This window comes from Devosia sp. Root105, assembly GCF_001424865.1.
Lineage (GTDB): Bacteria > Pseudomonadota > Alphaproteobacteria > Rhizobiales > Devosiaceae > Devosia_A.
On record NZ_LMCR01000012.1, the window covers coordinates 39,188 to 61,964 of the forward strand.

General features: G+C 63.2%; 19 protein-coding genes and 1 pseudogene. 3 read left to right on the plus strand and 17 right to left on the minus strand.

Translation table 11 applies throughout. The features are described 5' to 3' along the window. Positions 1 to 21 precede the first annotated feature (21 nt). The 3 genes from fusA to rpsL are packed head-to-tail and all read right to left on the minus strand — an operon-like array spanning position 22 to position 2,983. Entirely contained in the window at positions 22 to 2,112 is a 2,091-nt protein-coding gene (gene fusA / locus ASC68_RS08810; protein ID WP_055877934.1) for an elongation factor G, read from the minus strand. A gap of 16 nt (positions 2,113 to 2,128) precedes the next feature. Beyond that, positions 2,129 to 2,599: a 30S ribosomal protein S7 gene (gene rpsG, locus ASC68_RS08815; protein ID WP_055877935.1), complete on the minus strand. Its 471-nt coding sequence runs from the start codon at positions 2,597 to 2,599 to the stop codon at positions 2,129 to 2,131. 12 nt (positions 2,600 to 2,611) lie between these two features. Beyond that, the gene (rpsL, locus tag ASC68_RS08820; protein WP_055049779.1) at positions 2,612 to 2,983 is read right to left on the minus strand and encodes a 30S ribosomal protein S12; all 372 of its coding nucleotides are present in this window, start codon (positions 2,981 to 2,983) and stop codon (positions 2,612 to 2,614) included. A 521-nt stretch (positions 2,984 to 3,504) separates the two neighbouring features. Here rpsL and ASC68_RS08825 point away from each other — a divergent pair. Continuing rightward, positions 3,505 to 3,981: a YbjN domain-containing protein gene (locus tag ASC68_RS08825; protein ID WP_055877938.1), complete on the plus strand. Its 477-nt coding sequence runs from the start codon at positions 3,505 to 3,507 to the stop codon at positions 3,979 to 3,981. Between the two features lie 21 nt (positions 3,982 to 4,002). Here ASC68_RS08825 and ASC68_RS08830 read toward each other — a convergent pair whose 3' ends face one another. The 11 genes from ASC68_RS08830 to secE all read right to left on the minus strand — a co-directional run bounded on the left by ASC68_RS08830 (position 4,003) and on the right by secE (position 19,559). Then, on the minus strand, positions 4,003 to 4,668 hold the full coding sequence (locus tag ASC68_RS08830; protein WP_055877940.1) for an O-methyltransferase: 666 nt from the start codon (positions 4,666 to 4,668) through the stop codon (positions 4,003 to 4,005). A 120-nt stretch (positions 4,669 to 4,788) separates the two neighbouring features. Further along, complete coding sequence (locus ASC68_RS08835; RefSeq protein WP_055877943.1) at positions 4,789 to 6,099, minus strand: esterase-like activity of phytase family protein; 1,311 nt, start codon at positions 6,097 to 6,099, stop codon at positions 4,789 to 4,791. 145 nt (positions 6,100 to 6,244) lie between these two features. Beyond that, positions 6,245 to 7,144, minus strand: a complete 900-nt coding sequence (locus ASC68_RS08840) for an SPFH domain-containing protein (protein WP_055877945.1) — start codon at positions 7,142 to 7,144, stop codon at positions 6,245 to 6,247. Positions 7,145 to 7,334: 190 nt separating this feature from the next. Beyond that, the gene (gene rpoC, locus ASC68_RS08845) at positions 7,335 to 11,537 is read right to left on the minus strand and encodes a DNA-directed RNA polymerase subunit beta' (RefSeq protein WP_055877948.1); all 4,203 of its coding nucleotides are present in this window, start codon (positions 11,535 to 11,537) and stop codon (positions 7,335 to 7,337) included. 81 nt (positions 11,538 to 11,618) lie between these two features. After that, entirely contained in the window at positions 11,619 to 15,767 is a 4,149-nt protein-coding gene (gene rpoB / locus ASC68_RS08850) for a DNA-directed RNA polymerase subunit beta (RefSeq protein ID WP_055877950.1), read from the minus strand. Positions 15,768 to 16,115: 348 nt separating this feature from the next. Beyond that, the gene (rplL, locus tag ASC68_RS08855) at positions 16,116 to 16,490 is read right to left on the minus strand and encodes a 50S ribosomal protein L7/L12 (RefSeq protein ID WP_055877952.1); all 375 of its coding nucleotides are present in this window, start codon (positions 16,488 to 16,490) and stop codon (positions 16,116 to 16,118) included. 71 nt (positions 16,491 to 16,561) lie between these two features. Then, the gene (gene rplJ / locus ASC68_RS08860; protein ID WP_055877957.1) at positions 16,562 to 17,080 is read right to left on the minus strand and encodes a 50S ribosomal protein L10; all 519 of its coding nucleotides are present in this window, start codon (positions 17,078 to 17,080) and stop codon (positions 16,562 to 16,564) included. 363 nt (positions 17,081 to 17,443) lie between these two features. Then, on the minus strand, positions 17,444 to 18,139 hold the full coding sequence (gene rplA / locus ASC68_RS08865) for a 50S ribosomal protein L1 (protein ID WP_055877960.1): 696 nt from the start codon (positions 18,137 to 18,139) through the stop codon (positions 17,444 to 17,446). Positions 18,140 to 18,141: 2 nt separating this feature from the next. Continuing rightward, on the minus strand, positions 18,142 to 18,570 hold the full coding sequence (gene rplK / locus ASC68_RS08870; protein WP_055877963.1) for a 50S ribosomal protein L11: 429 nt from the start codon (positions 18,568 to 18,570) through the stop codon (positions 18,142 to 18,144). Between the two features lie 228 nt (positions 18,571 to 18,798). Then, a complete protein-coding gene (gene nusG, locus ASC68_RS08875) occupies positions 18,799 to 19,329 on the minus strand; it encodes a transcription termination/antitermination protein NusG (RefSeq protein ID WP_055877965.1) in 531 nt (176 codons plus the stop codon). 35 nt (positions 19,330 to 19,364) lie between these two features. Then, on the minus strand, positions 19,365 to 19,559 hold the full coding sequence (secE, locus tag ASC68_RS08880) for a preprotein translocase subunit SecE (protein WP_055877966.1): 195 nt from the start codon (positions 19,557 to 19,559) through the stop codon (positions 19,365 to 19,367). A 236-nt stretch (positions 19,560 to 19,795) separates the two neighbouring features. On the opposite strand from secE, the gene ASC68_RS29325 reads away from it, so the two are divergent. Together ASC68_RS29325 and ASC68_RS08885 are read left to right on the plus strand one after the other, a co-directional pair. Further along, entirely contained in the window at positions 19,796 to 19,924 is a 129-nt protein-coding gene (locus ASC68_RS29325) for a hypothetical protein (protein WP_282569957.1), read from the plus strand. Between the two features lie 60 nt (positions 19,925 to 19,984). Further along, positions 19,985 to 20,182 (plus strand): annotated as a pseudogene (locus ASC68_RS08885) (helix-turn-helix domain-containing protein); the annotation flags it as partial. On the opposite strand, the gene ASC68_RS08890 reads toward ASC68_RS08885, so the two are convergent. The 3 genes from ASC68_RS08890 to ASC68_RS08900 all read right to left on the minus strand — a co-directional run bounded on the left by ASC68_RS08890 (position 20,152) and on the right by ASC68_RS08900 (position 22,710). Next, positions 20,152 to 20,445 (minus strand): hypothetical protein, encoded by a 294-nt coding sequence (locus tag ASC68_RS08890; RefSeq protein ID WP_055877969.1) that lies wholly within the window; start codon positions 20,443 to 20,445, stop codon positions 20,152 to 20,154. The pseudogene ASC68_RS08885 and the gene ASC68_RS08890 overlap by 31 nt on opposite strands. Before the next feature lie 263 nt (positions 20,446 to 20,708). Next, positions 20,709 to 21,656: a hypothetical protein gene (locus tag ASC68_RS08895; RefSeq protein WP_055877971.1), complete on the minus strand. Its 948-nt coding sequence runs from the start codon at positions 21,654 to 21,656 to the stop codon at positions 20,709 to 20,711. 403 nt (positions 21,657 to 22,059) lie between these two features. Continuing rightward, positions 22,060 to 22,710, minus strand: a complete 651-nt coding sequence (locus tag ASC68_RS08900) for an outer membrane protein (protein ID WP_082528022.1) — start codon at positions 22,708 to 22,710, stop codon at positions 22,060 to 22,062. Between the last annotated feature and the right edge of the window lie 67 nt (positions 22,711 to 22,777).

Sequence of the window (22,777 nt, forward strand, 5' to 3'; positions counted from 1 at the left end):
CGCTTGCTTAGCGGGTAAACGTTAAGCGTACTTTGCCTGGACTTCGGTGGCGACCGCCTGCGGAACCTGCTCATAGTGGTCGAAAGTCATGGTGTACTGAGCGCGCCCCTGGCTCATCGAGCGGAGCGAGTTCACGTAGCCAAACATGTTGGCAAGAGGCACCATGGCGTCGATCACCTGCGCGATACCGCGGGCTTCAGTGCCGCGGATCTGGCCGCGACGTGAATTCAGATCACCGATGACGTCGCCCACATAGTCTTCCGGGGTCAGAACTTCAACCCGCATGATAGGCTCGAGGATCTTCGGTGCGGCCTTCTCGATGGCTTCACGGAAACCCGCGCGGCCGGCGATTTCGAAGGCGAGGACCGAGGAGTCGACGTCGTGGTAGGCGCCGTCGGTCAGTGCGAACTTCACGTCGACGATCGGGAAGCCGATGATCGGACCCGAACCCATGACGGAAGCCACGCCCTTCTGCACGCCCGGCACGTATTCCTTCGGCACGTTGCCGCCGACGACTTCCGAGACGAACTCGAAACCCTTGCCCGGCTCATTCGGCTCGATGCGGAACTTGATGCGCGCGAACTGGCCCGAACCACCCGACTGCTTCTTGTGGGTGTAGTCGTGCTCGACCGTGCGGGTGATCGCCTCGCGGTACGCCACCTGCGGCGCGCCGATATTGGCTTCCACCTTGAACTCGCGGCGCATGCGATCGACGAGAATGTCGAGGTGCAGTTCGCCCATGCCCGAGATGATGGTCTGGCCGGATTCTTCGTCGGTCTTGACGCGGAACGACGGATCCTCGGCAGCCAGGCGAGCGAGCGCGAGGCCCATCTTTTCCTGGTCGGCCTTGGACTTCGGCTCGACGGCGATGTCGATAACCGGCTCCGGGAATTCCATGCGCTCGAGAATGACCCGGTTGTTCGGATCAGACAGCGTGTCGCCAGTGGTGGTATCCTTGAGGCCAACGATGGCGACGATGTCGCCGGCGTAGGCTTCGTTGATCTGCTCACGGCTGTTGGCGTGCATCTGGAACATGCGGCCAACGCGCTCGCGCTTTTCCTTGACCGTGTTTTCCAGCATGGCGCCGGCCTCGAGGTGACCCGAGTAGATGCGGCAGAAGGTCAGCGAGCCCATGTGCGGGTCGTTGGCGATCTTGAAGGCCAGCATCGACAGCGGCTCGGCGTCAGACGCGTGACGCTCGATCGGAGCCTCGGTCTTGACGTCGATGCCCTGGATCGCGGGAATGTCGGTCGGAGCCGGCAGGAAGTCGATAACGCCATCCAGCAGCGGCTGCACGCCCTTGTTCTTGAAGGCCGAGCCACAGAACACCGGATACAGCTTCACTTCGCAGGTGCCCTTGCGGATCAGCCGGCGCAGCGTGTCGTTATCCGGCATTTCGCCGTTCAGGTAAGCTTCGGTGGCCGCATCGTCCATCTCGACGGCGGTCTCGATCATCTTCTCGCGGTACTCAGCGGCCTTGGCCTTGAGGTCCTCGGGGATCTCGACGACGTCCCACTGGGCGCCCAGCTCTTCGTTGCGCCAGACGAGCGCATTCATTTCGATCAGGTCGACAACGCCACGGAAGTCGCTTTCGGCACCGATCGGCAGCTGCATGACGACCGGCTTGATGCCGAGGCGCTTGTCCAGCGTATCGAGGCAGAAATAGAAATCGGCACCGATCTTGTCCATCTTGTTGACGAAGATCAGACGCGGAACGTTGTACTTGTCGGCCTGGCGCCAGACGGTTTCCGTCTGCGGCTCGACGCCCTGGTTGCCATCGAGCAGCGCGATGGCGCCGTCGAGCACGCGGAGCGAACGCTCGACTTCAATGGTGAAGTCAACGTGGCCGGGGGTGTCAATGATGTTGAAGCGGTACTGGGTGCCGTCACGGCCCTTCCAGAACGTGGTGGTCGCGGCGGACGTGATGGTGATGCCGCGCTCCTGCTCCTGCTCCATCCAGTCCATGGTCGCGGCGCCGTCGTGGACTTCGCCGATCTTATGGGACTTGCCGGTGTAGTAGAGAACACGCTCGGTCGTGGTCGTCTTGCCAGCATCAATGTGAGCCATGATGCCGAAGTTACGATAGTGATTGATCGGGTATTCGCGGGCCATCTGGGCGAGCCTTCCGTTACCAGCGGTAATGCGAGAAGGCACGGTTGGCGTCAGCCATACGGTGCGTGTCTTCGCGTTTCTTGACGGCCTGGCCGCGGCCGTTGACGGCATCCATGAGCTCGCCCGACAGGCGCTCCTTCATGGTGTGCTCGCCACGCTTGCGGGCCGACTCGATGAGCCAACGAATGGCCAGGGCCTGCTGACGGTCCGTACGAACCTCGACCGGAACCTGGTAGGTCGCACCACCAACGCGGCGCGAGCGGACTTCGACGGCCGGGCGGATGTTGTCGAGGGCGGTGTGGAACACGCCGATCGGATCCTGCTTCAGCTTGGTCTGTACGATGTCAAAGGCGCCATAGACGATCGACTCGGCAGCCGACTTCTTGCCGTCCTTCATGAGCGAGTTCATGAACTTGGAGACAACGAGATCGCCGAACTTCGGATCGGGATTGACGACGCGCTTTTCAGCGGAGTGACGACGGGACATCTGGAATGCTCCTTACTTCGGCCGCTTCGCGCCGTACTTCGAACGGCGCTGCTTGCGATCCTTCACCGACTGGGTGTCGAGGACGCCGCGCAGCACGTGGTAGCGAACGCCCGGCAGATCGCGAACACGACCGCCGCGGATCAGCACCACGGAGTGTTCCTGCAGGTTGTGGCCTTCGCCGGGGATATAGGAAATGACTTCACGCGAAGTGGTCAGACGGACCTTCGCAACCTTGCGGAGAGCCGAGTTCGGCTTCTTCGGGGTCGTCGTATAAACGCGAGAGCACACGCCGCGCTTCTGCGGGTTTGCTTCCATCGCCGGTACTTTGTTCCGCTTGGGCTTGGATACCCGAGGCTTGCGGATCAACTGATTAATGGTCGGCATTGCGCTCTTTCCATCGGTCCGAAGTTCGTTGCGAAAGACGATGACAAACCAATAGGGCGCCAATTCCACCCCTAACGGGGCAGCAGCGCCTCTCATTGCAGCGGACCGCCCGGCGTTGGCCAGGCGTTCATGCGCACGAAGATTTGTCGTCGTCTCTTGCCTTTGGCGATGTGTTTGAAGTTCCTGGATGCCCGCACAAGGTGGCAGATACCCGCGTGAACTTCACGACCGACCGCTAAGGTTGCGCCTCTATATGGTCAGTGAGTCCCCCCGTCAAGGATTCTTTGCAGCGGAACGTGATGCTCACGCTGCCGGAAATCCGGGGAATTTCCATCCACGGGCAGGATGGGGTCGGAGGGCAGAGCTAATCTGCCGCGAGCGCATGGCTGGCGCCAGATCGTCGATGTAGTTTTCCTCGATTTTCGGGAATCGGGGGGCAGCGCCCCCTGCCCTGCATTGGCCCCCTTGGGACAAAGGTGTAACAGTCGGCGCGACACCGGAGCCAAGTTGGGGAGCAATCGATGAAGCTGGGACGCCTCTTGGCCACCGTTACGCTGGGGACCCTCGCCGCGACATCGGCGCTCGGGCAAAGCGTTGTCGATGGCTCCAAGGTCGACGAGATCGTGACGATCGCCCGCGGCTACGGCGCGGCGACGCTCGAGAACCAGGGTGACGGCAACCCGCGCATCGCCGGTAACATCAAGGGTGTGCCGTATTATGTGTTCTTCATGAACTGCACCGACGAGGCGGCGTGCGAGGACATCAACTTCTACGCGGGCTTTGCCAACATCAAGCCGACCATGGACGCGCTCAACGCCTGGAATCGCGATAAGCGCTTCGGCAACGCCTATCTCGATGCCGATCTCGACGCGGCGATCGAGTATGACGTGAATCTCGAGTACGGAGTGACCCGCGAGAACCTCGACGCCGCGTTCGGGGTGTGGTCGGTGCTGCTCGAGCAGTACACCGAGTATGTCGGCTACAAGCCGGCTCCCTGAGCTCCGCCTGTTCCTCGGGCTTCAGTCGAGGATCATCACCGCGAAGCCGTCATAGCCCTTGGCGCCGACCGTCTGCAGCGCCGTGGCCGAGAGCCGGGGGTTGGCGGCGATCAGTTCGAACGCACCGCGGCTGCCCAGCACGTTGGGGTCGCGGCTCTCCGCATTGGCCACCTGGCCATCCCGCACCACATTGTCGAGCACGATCACCGTACCCGGCCGGCCGAGCTTGATGGCCCAGTCGAGGTAGACGGTGTTGCTCGGCTTGTCGGCATCGATGAAGACGAAGTCGAACGGTTCGGGTTGCTCGGCGGCCAGCAGCGGCAGTGTCTCCGCCGCGGCGCCGACGCGAACCTCGATCCGACCGGCATACCCCGCGCGCGCAATGTTCCGACGGGCCACCTCGGCATGGTGCGGTTCGTATTCCAGCGTGATGATCGAGCCGCCGGCCGGCAGCGCCTTGGCCATCCAGATGGTCGAGTAGGCACCGAGCGTGCCAACCTCAAGGACGCGCCTCGCCCCGCTCATCCGTACCAGGAGGTGCAGGAACTTGCCTTGCGCCGCCGACACATCGATCGGCCGCAAGCCGCTGGCCGCGTTGGCCTGCAGCGCCTCGGCCAGTGCTGCATCCTCATCGACCAGCCGGTCGACGATGTAGTCATCCACCCTGCCCCACAGTTCGGCACTCATCGGCGGTCTCCGCTTGTCCGGTCGGCTTCTATGGCGCGACGTATGACGACTGCATGACACCTGGACTAGACAAAAGGAAGGGGCCGGTATCGGCCCCTTCCGGTTCTGGCTGGGCCTTACTTACTCGGCCTTCAGGAAGTCGGCGACGTCGAGCAGCATGAACTCGTTGTCGTCGGCCCGGCCCTGCTGACGGCCCACCGAGTAAGGATAGTTGTTATCGTTGGCGACGACGATGGTGGTCGGATCGACCAGGTCGACATCCTCGATGGTCTCGAACGGGAAGGTGAAGACGCCGCTCTCGGTACCGCGCGGCGCGACGCCGTTCGGGTCCTTGATGGCGAGCAGGTCGATATAGGCGAGCTTGTGCAGCACGCCATCGGCATCGGTCTTGTTGAGATCGACCAGATAGATGCGCTTCAGCTTGGCCGGCTTGTCGGCCCAGGCGCCGCCCGAGCCCTGGTCGCGCTCGATGATCAGTGCGCGGTGATCGTCGATCATGTTGAAGTCGCCGATCGAGTTCGCAGCGTCCTCCAGCGGGTAGTAGCGGAGCTGCTCGCCCCAGCTGTTGCTGTCGAGGTGGAACTCCAGCATGCGGATCGCCGGCTTGCCGTCGACCAGTTCCGCCGCGCCGGCCGTCTCGTCGAAGAAGGTCTTTTCGAGCAGCGGGTAGAGCGTCTTGCCGTCGGCCGACTGGGCCATGCCCTCGTAGCCACCGGAACGCTGGGTGTTGACGCCGGCGAGCGGGGTGCCCGGATTGGGGGTGACGACCGTCTGGTTGTCCGGCGACTTGTAGTCGACATCGCCGATCTTGGTGGCAACGACCTTGAGCACTGTGCCGTCGGCGGCGACGTTGATCAGCCAGGGGCCGAACTCGTCGCCGAGCCAATAGGTGTCGCCGACCGGCTGGATCGACTCGATGTCGAAGTCGGAGCCCGTGAGATAGCGCTCCTTGGTGGCTTCGTTGACGATGCGGAACGGCACAACGCCGTTCGGGTCCTTGAGGAAGGTGGTGTTCGTCACCCCTACCCGGCCGTTGGCCCAGTCGAGCTTCAGCTCGTGGAACATCAGCAGCGAGTCGGTCGACGTGAGCTTGGAGCCGAAGCCATTGTCGGTCAGCACCAGGAAGCGGTCGCCGCCGAGCGAGCGAATGCCCGAGAAACCCTGGATCGCCTGCCCGGCATAGGGGCGGGACAGCCCGGTCTTCGGGTCGTAGACCGAGTAGAGCGCCTCGGTCTTCGGACCATTGGTGAAGCGGCCGGACAGGTTGAAGTAGGCCGGGGCATCTGCCGGCGCCGGAATGAAGGACTGGGCCGGCAGCTGGGCATGCGCCTTAAGCCCCGCGTCGAACTGCTTGGGCGCGACGTCCTGGGCAATGGCGGCGCTGGCGAGCGCGGCAAGGCTGACGCCGGCGATAAAGGCTTTGCGCAACATGAGATGCTCCTTTGGGTTGCGCGCCTCAGGTACTGATGCCGTGTGTCGCTTGCCTCACAGAGCGGTTGCAGATTTGCGTCGGAGCGACGACGGAAATGCGAAAGGGCCCCGGAGGGCCCTTTCATACGGTGCCGAGCACGCAGGCTCAGGGTATCGTGGGCGTGGGCGTCAGGTTGAGGAACGGCACCGTACCGCCGGGCGGCATCACCGATGGCAGGACGCCGTCCCACTTTTCGGCCTGCACGAGCGCCACGACACCCGGGTTGTCCTTCAGCGCCTGCCCACGCTGGTCGATCGCCGTCGCTTCGGCCCGGCCCTTGATCTCGATCGAGTAGGCCTCGGCTTCCGCGGCAAGTCGCACAGCCTGAGCGTTGGCGGTGGCCGTGGCGACGACCGAGTCCGCTTCCGCCTGAGCCTGGGTGACGGTGATCTTGGCCTGCACTTCCTGCTGGGCCAGTTCCTGCTGCCGCTTCTGCACTTCGACGGTGGCGAGCTGCTTCTGCTCGATGGAGTTCTCGTAGGCAGCGGAGAACTTGATGTCCTCAACCTGCACGCTCTCCACCATGATCGGGTCGCCGATGCCGGCCTGCAGGGCGGCCAGCGCATCGAGGTTGAGTTTGGCGCGCTGCTGGATGACACCCAGTGCGTCATACTGGCCGAAGACGTTCTTGAACAATGCCGGCACGCGCGGCTCGACCAGCCGGGCAATCATGTTGTCGACGCCACCATACTCGGCATAGACCTCAGCGCCGCTACCCGGAATGACGTGATAGCTCACCGACAGCCGGATCTGCGCCGGCTGCTGGTCGCGGCTGTAGGACTCCATCGACTCGAAGGTCTTGGTGTGGGACTGCAGCGACACCTCCTTCACCTCGTCGACGATCGGCAACTTGAAGTGGAGGCCCGGTCCAACCGTGCCGGTGACCGCCCCGTTGCGGAGCACGACGCCCTCTTCACCCTGGTCGATCTGGTACCAGGAGCCGAACAGGATGACAGCGACGACGGCGATCACGGCAACGGCGATGGCAAGCGGCGGAATACGCATTGTATCTCCTGGTGCTCAAGTCGCCGCCCGGCTGACACGCTGAATCGCGGACGAACGACGATGGCCGCAGCATGTCATGCAGCGATCGGAGTTTGTCCACGTCGCCGGCGCGGTTGTCGGCAGTTTCCTGCTGCCAGAAAAAAGAAAGGGCCCCGGAGGGCCCTTTCGAAGTTCTGCGATGTCCTGCCGATTACTCGGCCGGCTCCACCGGGGTCGGGGTCGGCGCCGGGATGGCGGCGGTCTCGGCCTGGCGGCGACGCTCGTCGAGGATCATGTCGTCGCGACGAGTGGCGATCGCCTTGGCCTTGCTGATACCCGCACCGGTGCCGGCCGGGATCAGGCGGCCGACGATGACGTTCTCCTTGAGACCTTCGAGCAGGTCGGCCTTGCCGGAAACTGCCGCCTCGGTGAGGACGCGGGTGGTTTCCTGGAAGGACGCGGCCGACACGAACGAGCGGGTCTGCAGCGACGCCTTGGTGATGCCAAGCAGCACCGGGTTGGCCGTCGCCGGCTTCTTGCCGTCGGCAACCAGCTGGTCGTTGAGCTCGTCGAAGTCCAGCTTGTCGAGCTGCTCGTCCTTGAGCATGCCGCTGTCGCCCGGGTTCACGATCTCGACCTTCTGCAGCATCTGGCGAACGATCACCTCGATGTGCTTGTCGTTGATCAGCACGCCCTGCAGCCGGTAGACTTCCTGGATCTCGTTGACGAGGTAACGAGCAAGCTCTTCCACGCCCTTGATCGCCAGGATGTCGTGCGGTGCCGGGTTGCCGTCGAGGATGTACTCACCCTTCTCGATGGTGTCGCCTTCCTGGAGGTGGAACGGCTTGCCCTTCGGGATCAGGTACTCGACGGGCTCGGCGCCCTCTTCCGAGGCCTCGATGATGATCCGGCGCTTGTTCTTGTAGTCGCGACCGAATTTGATCGTGCCGGTGATCTCCGCGATGATCGCGTGATCCTTGGGACGACGGGCCTCGAACAGCTCGGCCACACGCGGCAGACCGCCGGTGATGTCCTTGGTCTTGGCGCTTTCCAGCGGAATACGGGCCAGAACGTCACCCGGCGACACCTTCTCGCCCGGCTCGACCGCGATGACCGCGTCGACCGAGAGCAGGTACCGGGCTTCACCGCCGCGATCCAGTTTGACGACGGCGTCGCCACGCTTGATCGTGATCGCCGGCTTCAGGCCGTCGCTGCGCTGGCTGGTCCGCCAGTCAGCCACGACGCGCTTGGTGAAGCCGGTGGTCTCGTCGGTGTTTTCCGTCACCGATGCACCGTCGACCAGATCCTCGAAGCCGACTTCGCCATCGACTTCGGCCAGCACCGGACGGGTGTAGGGATCCCATTCGGCGATACGCTGGCCGCGCTTGACCTCGGCGCCGTCATCGACACGGAGCTTGGCGCCGTACGTCACGCGGTGCGTGGCGCGGTCCTTGCCCTCGGGATCGAGGATGGCGATGGTCACGTTACGGCCCATGGCGACCAGTTGGCCGCCCTCGACCTTGGCGACGTTGCGGTTGCGGATCTCGACCTTACCCTCGGCGCCAGCCTCGAGATAGGACGAGTCAACCACCTGCGCGGTGCCACCGATGTGGAACGTACGCATGGTCAGCTGGGTGCCCGGCTCACCGATCGACTGAGCGGCGATAACGCCGACAGCTTCACCGATGTTGACCGGCGTACCGCGAGCGAGGTCGCGACCATAGCACGCGGCGCAGCAGCCCTGGCGGAGATCGCAGGTCAGCGGCGAACGGATGCGCATCGACTGGACCTTGTAGCTCTCGATGAGCTCCACGTCCTTTTCGGTGAGCAGCGTGCCCTTGGGAACGATGACGTCGCCGTTCTCCGGGTTCACCACATCGTCAGCCGCGGTGCGGCCGAGAATGCGCTGGCCCAGCGAAGCCACGACCTGGCCGGCATCGACGATCGGCTCCATGGTGAGGCCGCGTTCGGTACCGCAATCGAGCTCGGTGATGATCGAGTCCTGCGCCACGTCGACGAGACGACGGGTCAGGTAACCCGAGTTCGCGGTCTTCAGCGCGGTGTCCGCGAGGCCCTTACGAGCACCGTGGGTCGAGTTGAAGTACTCGAGAACGTTCAGGCCTTCCTTGAAGTTGGCCGTGATCGGGGTCTCGATGATCGAGCCATCCGGACGCGCCATCAGGCCGCGCATACCGGCGAGCTGCTTCATCTGCGCCGGCGAACCGCGCGCACCGGAGTGGCTCATCATGTAAACCGAGTTGATCGGCTTCTGACGACCCGTCTCCTTGTCGAACTGAACGGCAGCAATGCCCTTCATCATCTCTTCGGCGACCTTGTCACCGCACTTGGCCCAGGCGTCGACCACCTTGTTGTACTTCTCGCCCTGAGTGATCAGGCCGTCATTGTACTGCTGCTCGAACTCTTCGACCTGCTTACGCGTGTCCTCGACGATTTTGTACTTCGAGGCCGGGATAACCATGTCGTCCTTGCCGAACGAGATGCCGGCGCGGGCAGCGTGCTTGAACCCCATATCCATGATGCGATCGCAGAAGATGACCGTCTCCTTCTGACCGCAACCGCGATACACGGTGTCGATCATCTTGGAGATCATCTTCTTGGTCATCAGCTGGTTCGCCGTCGCATACGGCACCGCCGGATGCTTGGGCAGGAGCTTGCCCAGCAACATGCGGCCCGGCGTGGTCTCGACGATCTCGGTCGTGCGGTTGCCTTCCAGATCATAGACGTCGACGCGCCCCTTGATCTTGGTGTGCATGGTGACGACGCCGGAAGCCAGCGCGTGCTCCAGCTCGCCCATGTCCGAGAACGCCATGCCCTGCCCCGGCTCACCCTCGTTCATCAGGGAGAGGTGGTAGAGGCCCAGCACGATGTCCTGGCTCGGCACGATGATCGGCTGGCCGTTGGCCGGGTGCAGGATGTTGTTGGTCGACATCATCAGCACACGGGCTTCGAGCTGCGCCTCGAGCGAGAGCGGCACGTGCACGGCCATCTGGTCGCCGTCGAAGTCGGCGTTGAACGCCGCGCAGACGAGCGGGTGCAGCTGGATAGCCTTGCCTTCGATCAGGTGCGGCTCGAACGCCTGGATGCCCAGACGGTGAAGGGTCGGAGCGCGGTTCAGGAGAACCGGGTGCTCGCGGATCACTTCATCGAGGATATCCCAGACCTCGGGCTTCTCCTTCTCGACCAGCTTCTTGGCCTGCTTCACCGTCGACGAGAGGCCCTTGGCCTCAAGGCGCGAGTAGATGAAGGGCTTGAACAGCTCGAGCGCCATCTTCTTGGGCAGGCCGCACTGGTGGAGCTTGAGCTCCGGACCCACGGTGATCACCGAACGGCCGGAATAGTCCACGCGCTTGCCGAGCAGGTTCTGGCGGAACCGGCCCTGCTTGCCCTTGAGCATATCGGAGAGCGACTTCAGCGGACGCTTGTTCGCACCGGTGATGGTGCGGCCACGGCGGCCGTTGTCGAACAGCGCATCGACCGCTTCCTGAAGCATGCGCTTCTCGTTGCGGATGATGATGTCCGGAGCGCGCAGCTCAATCAGGCGCTTCAGGCGGTTGTTGCGGTTGATCACACGACGGTAGAGGTCGTTGAGGTCGGACGTGGCGAAGCGGCCGCCGTCCAGCGGGACCAGCGGGCGGAGCTCGGGCGGGATGACCGGGATGACGGTCATGATCATCCACTCGGGCTTGTTGCCCGAGACGATGAACTGCTCGACGATCTTCAGGCGCTTGGCCAGCTTCTTGGGCTTGAGCTCAGTGGTGGCCTCGGCGATCTCGACGCGGAGGTCCGCGGCGATCTTCTCGAGGTCGAGCGAGAGCAGCAGGTCACGGATGGCCTCGGCGCCGATCTTGGCGGTGAAGCTGTCGGCACCATACTGGTCCTGGGCGTCGATATACTGCTCCTCGGTGACCAGCTCGTTCACGCCGAACGGGGTCAGGCCAGGGTCCAGCACAACGTACTGCTCGAAGTACAGGATGCGCTCGATATCCTTCAGCGTCATGTCGAGCAGCAGCGCGATACGCGACGGCAGCGACTTGAGGAACCAGATATGGGCAACCGGGGCGGCGAGCTCGATGTGGCCCATGCGCTCGCGACGGACGCGGCTCAGGGTGACTTCGACACCGCACTTCTCGCAGATGACGCCCTTGAACTTCATGCGCTTGTACTTGCCGCACAGGCACTCGTAGTCCTTCACAGGCCCGAAGATGCGCGCGCAGAACAGGCCGTCGCGCTCAGGCTTGAAGGTACGATAGTTGATGGTCTCGGGCTTTTTGATCTCGCCGTAGGACCAGCTCAGGATCTTTTCCGGGCTCGCGATGCTGATCTTCATCTGATCGAACATCTGAACCGGGACCTGCGGGTTGAACGGGTCCATGACGTGGTGATGAGTGTTCATCGGTAGACTCCTCTTATCGGAGCTCCCCGGCGGCTCGGGCCGGGAAGCGTCCGAAGTGAATGTGGGTTGAACTCGGCAGCCTTATTCCGCCGCGTTCTGAGGAGGTGCGAGCTGGTTGTCGGCAGGGCCGCCCTGGGGCAGCGCATCGCCTTCAAACGTATCCAGCTCGACATTGAGGCCGAGAGAGCGGATTTCCTTGACGAGAACGTTGAAGCTCTCGGGGATGCCCGCCTCGAAGGTGTCGTCGCCTCTGACGATCGCCTCGTAGACCTTGGTGCGACCAGCAACGTCGTCCGACTTGATGGTCAGCATTTCCTGCAGCGTGTAGGCGGCACCGTACGCTTCGAGCGCCCACACCTCCATTTCGCCGAAGCGCTGGCCACCGAACTGCGCCTTGCCGCCCAGCGGCTGCTGGGTAACGAGCGAGTACGGGCCGATCGAGCGGGCGTGGATCTTGTCGTCCACGAGGTGGTGGAGCTTCAGCATATAGATGTAGCCCACGGTCACCCGGCGATCGAACTGCTCACCGGTACGGCCATCGAAGACGATGGACTGGCCGGTGGAGTTCAGCCCTGCCCGCGTCAGCAGCTCGACGATATCGCTCTCCTTGGCGCCGTCGAACACCGGCGTGGCGATCGGCACGCCCTTGGAGAGATGCTCGCCGAGGCGGAGCAGGCTGTCGTCGTCAAGCTGGGAGACGTACTCGTCGCCTTCGTAGAGGGCGCTGATCTCCTTCTTGAGCGGCGTCATGTCGCCCTTCTGCTGGTAGGTCTTCATGATCTCGTCGATCTTCTTGCCCAGGCCGCGCGCGGCCCAGCCAAGATGCGTCTCGAGAATCTGGCCCACGTTCATGCGCGACGGCACGCCGAGCGGGTTCAACACGATGTCGACGTGCGTACCGTCTTCCAGGTACGGCATGTCTTCGATCGGGGTGATACGCGAAACCACACCCTTGTTGCCGTGCCGGCCGGCCATCTTGTCGCCCGGCTGGATCTTGCGCTTGGTCGCCACGAAGACCTTGACCATCTTCATCACGCCCGGCGGAAGTTCGTCACCGCGCTGCAGCTTGTCTACCTTGTCGATGAAGCGCTGCTCGAGCAGCTTGCGGCTCTCCTCGTACTGAGCGTGGAGGGCCTCCATCTCGGCCATCACCTTGTCGTCCTCGAGGGCGAACTGCCACCACTTGGACCGCGGCTGGGCGTCGAAGGTCGCGTCGTTCAGCTTGGTGCCGTTGACATAGCCCTTGGGGCCAGCGGTCGCGGTCTTGCCGAACAGCATTTCCTTCAGGCGCGCATAGACGTTGCGGTCGAGGATCGACTGCTCGTCGTCACGGTCCTTGGCCAGGCGCTCGATTTCCTCGCGCTCGATGGCCATGGCGCGCTCGTCCTTGTCGATGCCGTGGCGGTTGAACACGCGCACTTCAACGACGGTACCAGCATCGCCCGGCGGAACGCGGAGCGAGGTGTCACGGACGTCCGAGGCCTTCTCGCCGAAGATGGCGCGGAGGAGCTTTTCTTCCGGCGTCATCGGGCTTTCGCCCTTCGGGGTGATCTTGCCAACGAGGATATCGCCGGCAGCGACTTCCGCACCGATGTGGACGATACCGGCTTCGTCGAGGTTCTTCAGCGCTTCTTCCGAAACGTTCGGAATGTCGCGGGTGATTTCCTCGGGACCAAGCTTGGTGTCGCGGGCCATCACTTCGTATTCCTCGATGTGGATCGAGGTGAACACGTCCTGCATGGCGATCTTTTCGCTGAGCAGGATCGAGTCTTCGAAGTTGTAGCCGTTCCACGGCATGAACGCGACGAGCACGTTGCGGCCGAGAGCCAGATCGCCCAGGTCGGTCGAGGGACCATCGGCAACGATGTCGCCGGCATCGACATGGTCGCCCACCACCACCAGCGGACGCTGGTTGATGCAGGTCGACTGGTTCGAACGCTGGAACTTCATCAGGTTGTAGATGTCGACGCCGGACTTCGACGCATCGGTCTCTTCGGTGGCGCGGATAACGATACGGGTCGCATCCACCTGGTCGACGATGCCCTTGCGCTTGGCGACGATCGCGGCGCCCGAGTCACGGGCGACGATCTTTTCCATGCCGGTGCCGACGAACGGCGCCTCGGCACGCAGCAACGGCACGGCCTGCTTCTGCATGTTCGAGCCCATCAGGGCGCGGTTGGCGTCGTCGTTCTCGAGGAACGGGATCAAGGAAGCCGCGACCGAGATGACCTGCTTGGGCGAAACGTCCATCAGGTCGATGGTTTCTTTGGGCGTCAGGCCGTTGTCGCCGGCGTGGCGAGCCACGACCAGGTCGTCGGCGAACTCACCCTTGGCGGTGAGCTTGGCGTTGGCCTGGGCGACGTAGTGCTTGGCCTCTTCCATTGCCGACAAGTAGACGACGTCGTCCGTCACCTTGCCGTCCACGATCTTGCGGTACGGGGTCTCGATGAAGCCGTACTTGTTGACGTGGGCGTAGGTCGCGAGGTTGTTGATCAGGCCGATGTTCGGGCCTTCCGGCGTCTCGATCGGGCAGATACGGCCATAGTGGGTCGGATGCACGTCACGGACTTCGAAGCCGGCGCGCTCACGGGTGAGACCGCCAGGCCCGAGCGCCGACAGGCGACGCTTGTGCGAGACTTCCGACAGCGGATTGGTCTGGTCCATGAACTGGCTGAGCTGCGACGAGCCGAAGAACTCGCGCACCGCGGCAGCCGCGGGCTTCGCATTGATCAGGTCCTGCGGCATGACGGTGTCGATCTCGACCGACGACATACGCTCCTTGATCGCGCGCTCCATGCGGAGCAGCCCGAGACGGTAGTGGTTCTCCATCAGCTCGCCGACCGAACGCACCCGGCGGTTGCCGAGGTTGTCGATGTCGTCGATCTCGCCCTTGCCGTCGCGCAGGTCGACGAGGGTGCGAACCACCTCGACGATGTCGTCCTTGCGCAGGATACGGACGGTGTCCTCGACGTCGAGGTCGAGACGCATGTTCATCTTGACGCGGCCGACGGCGCTCAGGTCATAGCGCTCGCTGTCGAAGAACAGCGACTTGAACATGGCTTCGGCGGTCTCGACGGTCGGGGGCTCGCCCGGACGCATCACGCGGTAGATGTCGAACAGCGCGTCTTCGCGCGACTCGTTCTTGTCGACGGCCAGCGTGTTGCGCAGGTATGCGCCCACGGTGACATGGTCGATGTCGAGGATCGGCAGCGCGTCGAAGCCGGCGTCCTTGAGCTTGTTGAGCAGCTTCTCGTCGATCTCGTCGCCGGCTTCGGCGAAAATCTCACCGGTCTTGAGGTTGACCAGGTCCTGCGCGATGAACTGACCGTAAAGGTCCTCTTCCACCACGGCGAGATGGGTCAGGCCGTTCTCGGCGAGTTTCTTGGCCTGGCGCGGCGAGAGCTTCTTGCCGCCTTCGTGCACGACGTCGCCGGTCTTGGCGTCGATGAGGTCGAACGTCGGCTTGGCGTTCTTCATCTTGTCGGCGTCGAACGGCTTCTGCCAGCCGGTCTTGGTCTTCTCGAACTGCAGCGTCGTGTAATAGGTGTCGAGGATCTCCTCGGCATCCATGCCGAGCGCCTTGAGCAGCGAGGTCACCGGAATCTTGCGGCGACGATCGATACGGGCGAACACGATGTCCTTGGCGTCGAACTCGATGTCGAGCCAGGAACCGCGATACGGGATGATGCGGGCGGCGAACAGGAGCTTGCCCGAAGAGTGGGTCTTGCCCTTGTCGTGATCGAAGAACACGCCCGGCGAACGGTGCATCTGCGAAACGATGACGCGCTCGGTGCCATTGACGATGAAAGTACCGTTCATGGTCATGAACGGCATGTCGCCCATATAGACGTCCTGCTCCTTGATGTCCTTGACGGAGCGAGCGCCGGTCTCTTCATCAACTTCGAACACGATCAGCCGAAGCGTGACCTTGAGCGGCGCTGCGAACGTCATGTCGCGCTGACGGCACTCGTCGACGTCATACTTGGGCTGCTCGAACTCGTATTTCACGAACTCGAGGGAGGCAGTGTTGGAAAAGTCGGTGATCGGGAAAACCGACCGGAAAACGGACTGAAGCCCCTCATCGTTACGACCGCCCTTGGGCTCGTCGACGATGAGGAACTGATCATAGGAGGCCTTCTGAACCTCGATCAGATTGGGCATCTCCGTGACTTCGCGAATGCTGCCGAAAGATTTGCGTACCTTGCGGCGGCCGTTGAAAGTGGTAGCCATACCAGCTCCTCAAATTTCTCGATGTCTCGGAGGCAGATGTCCAAAGGCCCGACTATCAGCCGTCGGGCATCAGGACATCAGCCTTGTTATTTTCATCGGGGCCCGGTGAGAGGGAGAGAGCCCCGGTCATTACGCACTCGTTTGCGCGGGGCCACTTCTGCCCCCGTCGCAACTGCACTCGAATTCATCTGCGCTCGATGAGCGCCATCCGAACTCCGAAATTTTGATTATCCTGCCCGGCCATCCAATCGCGCGGGTGGAACGCGTCCCAAACACTATAAATGCGACGCAAATAAGGCAGCGCGGCAATTCTGCCGCGCTGCCCGAGATCGTTGTCCGGAGACGAGCTTACTTGAGCTCGACCTTGGCGCCGGCGGCTTCCAGCTTCTTCTTGATGTCTTCGGCTTCGGCCTTGTTGGCGCCTTCCTTGACGGCCTTCGGAGCCGCTTCGACCAGCGCCTTGGCTTCGCCGAGGCCCAGACCAGTGATGGCGCGGACTTCCTTGATGACGTTGATCTTGTTCTCGCCGAACGAAGCGAGGATCACGTCGAATTCAGTCTTCTCTTCCACCGGAGCGGCAGCAGCAGCGGCCGGGCCGGCAGCGACGGCGACCGGAGCGGCAGCCGAAACGCCCCACTTCTCTTCGAGAAGCTTCGACAGCTCGGAAGCTTCCAGAACGGTCAGGGCAGACAGGTCGTCTACGAGTTTGGCGAGATCAGCCATTTGAGTTCACTCTCTTTGATGTTTCAGTTCGAACCGTGGAGGGCCGGATCGGCCCCACGTGGGTAGTTTGCCTATGCTGCATTGCTCTTCTCGGCGTGCGCCGAGATGACCCGTGCAACCGCACCACCAGGGGCCTGGAGGACCGACGCGATACGCGTGCCGGGCTGCTTGAGCATCCCTGCGAGCGTGGCGCGAAGCTGGTCCAGCGACGGCATGGTGGCGAGCGCCTTGACGTTGTTGGCGTCGAGCCCGGTCTTCCCCATTGCGCCACCGAGAACCACGAACTTCTGGTTCTTGTCAGCGAAAGCGGCCGCGACTTTCGGCGCGATCATGGGATCCTTGGCGAAGGCGACGACGGTCGGACCTGAGAACAGGGCCGACATATCGGCGTTGTCGGTTTCCTTCAGAGCAAGCTTGGCAAGGCGGTTCTTGGCCACCTTGATCGTCCCGCCGGCCTGCTTCATCTGCCTGCGCAGATTTTCCAGGTCGGCAACGGTCAAGCCGGCATTCTGGGCAACAACGATCGATCCGGCCGTCGCGAACGACGACTGGAGCGAGGCGATGAGCTCAGCCTTTTCCGCTCTTTCCACTGCTAGTCTCCACATTTGGTCCGGAGATAGGCCCCGGACCGTTTGCCAATTGCTGCCCTCCGTTTGGGAGTGCAGCGGTTGATGCCTGTCAACCGGCTGACCGTCGGAGGGCGAAATGCCCCTTGGCGGCAACTGGCCTGGTTCGAACCGGACACGAATTCCGGTTGTCACCCCATCTATGCGGGCCCCTTGTTCCCTTGATCGCGCGCTAGCGCGTCGCTGGGTTCCTTTGATGCGCGCGAGCGCGTCGCAGGCTCGGGATTAGCGCCCTTTCGGGCAGACCCGCAGTCTCGGACAGGACTTCACCGATCCGAAGATCGGCATCCTGGCGGCATCGCTGCCGCCAGGAATTGGTAGTCGGTCTTAAGCGTTGACCGACGAGGGATCGACGTGCACGCCCGGGCCCATGGTCGAGGACACGGCGACGCGCTTGACGTAGGTGCCCTTGGCGCCAGCAGGCTTAGCCTTCTGGATCGCGTCGGCGAACGCCTTGATGTTCTGCAACAGGGCCTCTTCCGAGAACGAGGCCTTGCCGACGCCGGCGTGCAGGATGCCTGCCTTCTCGACGCGGAACTCGACGGCACCGCCCTTGGCGGACTTGACCGCACCGGCGACATCGGGGGTCACGGTCCCGACCTTCGGGTTCGGCATCAGGTTGCGCGGCCCGAGGATCTTACCGAGACGGCCGACCAGCGGCATCATGTCCGGGGTGGCGATCACGCGATCGAACTCGATCTTGCCACCCTGGATGATTTCCACCAGGTCTTCGGCGCCAACGATATCGGCGCCGGCCTTGCGGGCCTCATCGGCCTTGGCATCCTTGGCGAACACGGCGACGCGAACGGTCTTGCCGGTGCCGTTGGGCAGGTTCACCACGCCGCGGACCATCTGGTCGGCGTGACGCGGGTCAACACCCAGGTTGAACGCAACTTCGACGGTCTCGTCGAACTTCGCCTTGGCGCGTTCCTTGACCATCTTCACGGCGTCGCTGAGCGCGTAGAGCTTCTTGCGATCGATGCCCACGCGGGCGGCGTCAGTACGCTTACCGAGCTTGCTCATGATCAGCCTTCCACCTGGATGCCCATGGAGCGGGCGGAGCCGGCGATCATGGTCGCGGCCTGGTCGACGTCATAGGCGTTGAGATCGGCCATCTTCTTTTCGGCGATCTCACGGATCTGCTTCTGCGTGATCGTGCCAGCAGATTCCTTGCCCGGGAGCTTGGAGCCGGACTTCAGGTTCACGGCCTTCTTGATCAGGTAGGTGACCGGCGGGAGCTTGGTCTCGAAAGTGAAGCTCTTGTCGGCATAGATGGTGATCACGACCGGGGTCGGGGCACCCTTTTCCTGCTCGGCGGTCTTCGCATTGAAGGCCTTGCAGAATTCCATGATGTTGAGGCCGCGCTGACCCAGCGCGGGGCCGATCGGGGGCGACGGGGTCGCCGAGCCGGCTGGGACCTGAAGCTTCAGGTACCCAGTGATTTTCTTTGCCATGGTTCAATCTCCATATGTGCCCAGGATCGGGCGGGTGATCCGCGTCACCGGATCTGTGAGACGCCGTGGTCCGGGCTTTACGAGCGGTTGGCGACCGCCCTGCCCTCCCACGGTTTTCTCGCAACGCTCAGGCTGCGAGTATCCGGCTTGCGCCGGAATTCTTCAGTCAGTCAGTCGTGCTTGCGCAACGACGAGTAAGCCAGTCGTGCTTGCGCAACGACGGGGTGATCAGACCTTCTCGACCTGACCGTATTCCAGTTCGACGGGCGTCGGACGCCCGAAGATCGAAACTTCCACCTTGAGGCGCGAACGCTCCTCGTCGACTTCTTCCACCACGCCGTTGAAGCTGGCGAAGGGACCGTCGGAGACACGCACCTGCTCGCCGACCTCGAACGAGACCGAGGGCTTCGGATGCTCGACGCCTTCCTGCACCTGCTGCAGGATGGCCATGGCTTCCTTCTCCGAGATCGGCATGGGCTTGTCGCCCGAACCGAGGAAGCCGGTAACTTTCGGCGTGTTCTTGATCAGATGGAATGCCTCGTTGGTCATATCCATCTTCACCAGCACGTAGCCCGGGAAGAACTTGCGCTCGGCGTCAACCTTGCGGCCGCGACGCATCTCGACCACCTTCTCGGTTGGCACGATCACGTCGTCGAACAGGTCTTCAAGCTTCTTCTGCGCAACCTTCTGGCGGATGTCTTCCGCCACCTTGCGCTCGAAGTTCGAGTACGCCTGAACGATATACCAGCGCTTGGCCATGCCGCGTCGAAGCTCCTAAAAGTTCAGTTTACCGTTCAGCGGATCGACAGGACGAACTGCACGGCCATCGCAATGAGCTGATCCGCAAGCAGGAAGAAGACGCTCGCGATGACCACCATCACCAGCACCATCACCGTCGAGACCAGGGTCTCGTTGCGGGTCGGCCAGGTGACCTTGCCGACTTCCTGACGAACCTCTTGCAGGAACTTCAGCGGGTTCAGTGCAGCCATCAGCTCTACTTCCGGTCGGGCCATCAGGCCAAAAACGACGAACCGCGCGAGTCACCCCGGGCGGCTTGGGAAGCGGTATCTAATGGCTTGCCTCGGCTATTGCAAGTCCCAATGACACCGTGATGTCGGCGCTCCGGCGCCTGTGCACGAGGGCTGTCAGCCATCCGTCAGGTTGCCTCCGTTACCACAAGCCTACGGACCCGCGGCGTGATTCTGGGGCGATGGGGAAGGGGGCGTTGCTGCAAGCGATGACGCGAGCCCAGTTCGGGCACTGGCTGCCAGTGGTGATCATGGCCGCCGCCGCTGTCGTCGCCTTCCTCGCCGCCCTTGATCTCAGCCTCACCCTGCCGGTCGACATGGAATAGCGCGAGGCCTCGATGCTCAACGCCTACAACCTCCATCCCGATCCAGCCGCGACGCTGCAACTGGTCGGCCTGCAGGCCGCGGATGTCGAGCGCGAACTGATCCTTGCAACGCTGCGCGCCACCCACGGCAACCGCACGCACGCGGCCGCCATCCTTGCCATCAGCATCCGAACGCTGCGCAACAAGCTGCACGAGTATCTCGAAGACGGCATCGACGTACCGCCGCCTCACGACGCCGGAAAATCCGACGAAGCATAGAGCCGGCGCATCGCGACGCTGTCGTAGCGTTCGCCATCGACCTCCAGCGTCGCCGAGTTCAGCTTGCCCGGAAGCAGCGATTCCATCGCATAGCGCAGCGCCAGGGTGGCCGAAGGAAAGCGACGGTAGTCGAGACCCGCCTTCCGCCCCACCTGCACCGGAAAGTAGAGATCGGCCGGTTCGGTGTAGTCGAACGGTCCGGACGGCTCCTCGGCGCCGACGCTGGGATCGGCATCGAACCCGGAAAGAGGGCTGCGCGGCATGGACGCTGTCTCCGTCAGCCGAAACTGGTGCCGAAGCGCAGCAGCGGCGCCAACACGAACAGTGCGCCGAGCGTGATGAAGAAGCTCAGCGCCACCGTCAGCGTGCGACTGGGCATGCGACGAACCGCGACGGGCGCGGTGTCGGGATGATCCACGGGCATATAGGGGGGGTCGCTTTCGCTGGCGGCGCGTTGGTGCGCCCAGGTACTGTACGCCCCCATTCGACAGCCACCTATCGAATTCGGCGCACCGCACCGGGGCGATCAGGCCGCGCCGCCCGGACCGACAATGGAATCGGGGATGGTCACGTCAGATTCCGACGGCGCCTTTGCGTGCTGGCTGCGGTTGAACCACCTGATCGCAAAGCCAAAGCCGACCAGCAGCAGCCCGCCGCCGACGATGGAGAGCGGCGACGGCCCCAGCGTTGCGAACCACTGGATGAAGAAGTGGATCGCTCCGAACACGGCGGCGGCATTGACCACCCAACGGCGGTTGGCGCGGATCGCCCAAAGGCCCGTGACGATGAGCACCAGGGCCCAGGCGACGCTGAAGGCCAGCGGCGGAAGCTTCAGTGCATCGTCGCCGAACAGCGAGCCGATGAGGAAGCCGAAGTTCAGCATCAGGATAGCGACGCGCGCCGCGATGATCGCCAACCGCTCATAGTCCGCGGACAGCCGCAGCGAGAGCAGATAGAGCCCGAGCGTCAGCGCCGCGAGGATGCCGATGGTCAGGGCCGGCTGCCAGAAGAAGCTGCCATTGTAGGCCGTTGCTCCGCCCACTGTTGCCGTCAGCATGATCACCGATAATGCCGCCAGGAGGCCCGAGCGCGCCGCCACCGCCGCCACTGCCAGCCCTCCTCCGATGGCCAGATTGATCGGCACCGACCCCTCAGCGAGGATCGAGATGCCGCCCGAGAGGGCAAGGGCACCGATGGTGACGCAGACCTGGCCGAACAAGGTCCAGCGCTCGATGCCGTTGAACCTGAGCACCAGCCCGAGCGCCAGAAGCAGCCCGCCGAGCCCGATGGCGGTCTCGGCGGTGGGAAACAGCGCGCCCAGCCCGATGACGATGGCGGCGGCGCCGAACGAGAGCAGAATATTGGTGCCAAGCGCGCCGGTATCGGCCTTGGCAAAGCCCTTCAGCCGATCGGCCTCCGCCTGCGTGAGATCCCCGCGCCGGACGAGATCGTCGAGGTCGAGCGTCACTTTCATGTCGTCAAATCCCCAAGCCCCACGCCTTCTTGGGATAGATCGGCAGCGCCCGCAAGGGACTGCCATGCAGCGGGCCGCCGCATTGGCGAGAGTTGATCGCGCCGATCACCGGGATGTCTTTGTTAAATGCGCGCCTTTCGCAACCGACCTAGAGTGACGTCTTCGGGAGGAAGCAGCGGGCTGCTGACTCTGGTGGCAACTCGTGTCGCGCCCGCTGTCTTTCTCCCGAGGGCACTATGCTCGAGACACTCTTCCTCAAAGTCCTGTTCGCCACGCTGGTCGCCGCGATGCTGGCGACGCCGATCGCCATGTATCTGGGAATGCTGTAGCCGGCCCTGCCCGGAATGGAACGGCCCCGGCCTCCGAGGTGGAGACCGGGGCCGCTCGGTGTTAGTCGCTGCGCTTAGAACCGCCAGTTCAGGCCGGCGCTGACCTGATGGGTCTGGAAGTCGATATCGAAGTCCGGCCCCAGATCGTAGGTAGCGGTGCCGTAGTCCGAATAGCGGTACAGCAGGTCGACCGACAGGTTGTCGGCCACCGCGAACTCGACACCCGCACCCGCGGTCCAGCCTACATGCACGGCCGTATCGCTGACAGGCGGGTCGACCGACTCGCCACCGGCGACAGCCAGGCCGGCGGTCAAGTACGGCAGGAAAGCGCCGCCATCGAAACCCAAGCGACCACGCAGCGAGCCGACCCAATCCACGTTGTACTCGTTGCCACCGAAGTCGGCGGGGTCGATAGCGATGTTCGACCACGCGATATCGCCAACCACGCCAGCGACGATGCCATCGGCCACCGCAAAGTTGGCACCCACGGCTACACCGAGAAGCCATCCGTCGAAGTCAAACAGGAAACCGCTGTCGTTGATTTCGAAGTCGCCGGTACCATAACCCCCGAACACGCCCACATAGGCGCCATCCCAGTTGCCGCCGACATCCACGACGCCAGGCTCCGCCGGTGTATCGATGATAAGATCGGCAGCGTGTACGGAAGTCGCGGCGAGGGCCGCGAGCGAAACGCTCGCGACAAGAAGAGCAATAAACCGAGCCATCAATAATCACTCCAAAGGGAGTGCGTTGCTTGCCACGCCCCACGCCAAAAAGCTGTTGCAGCTGAGC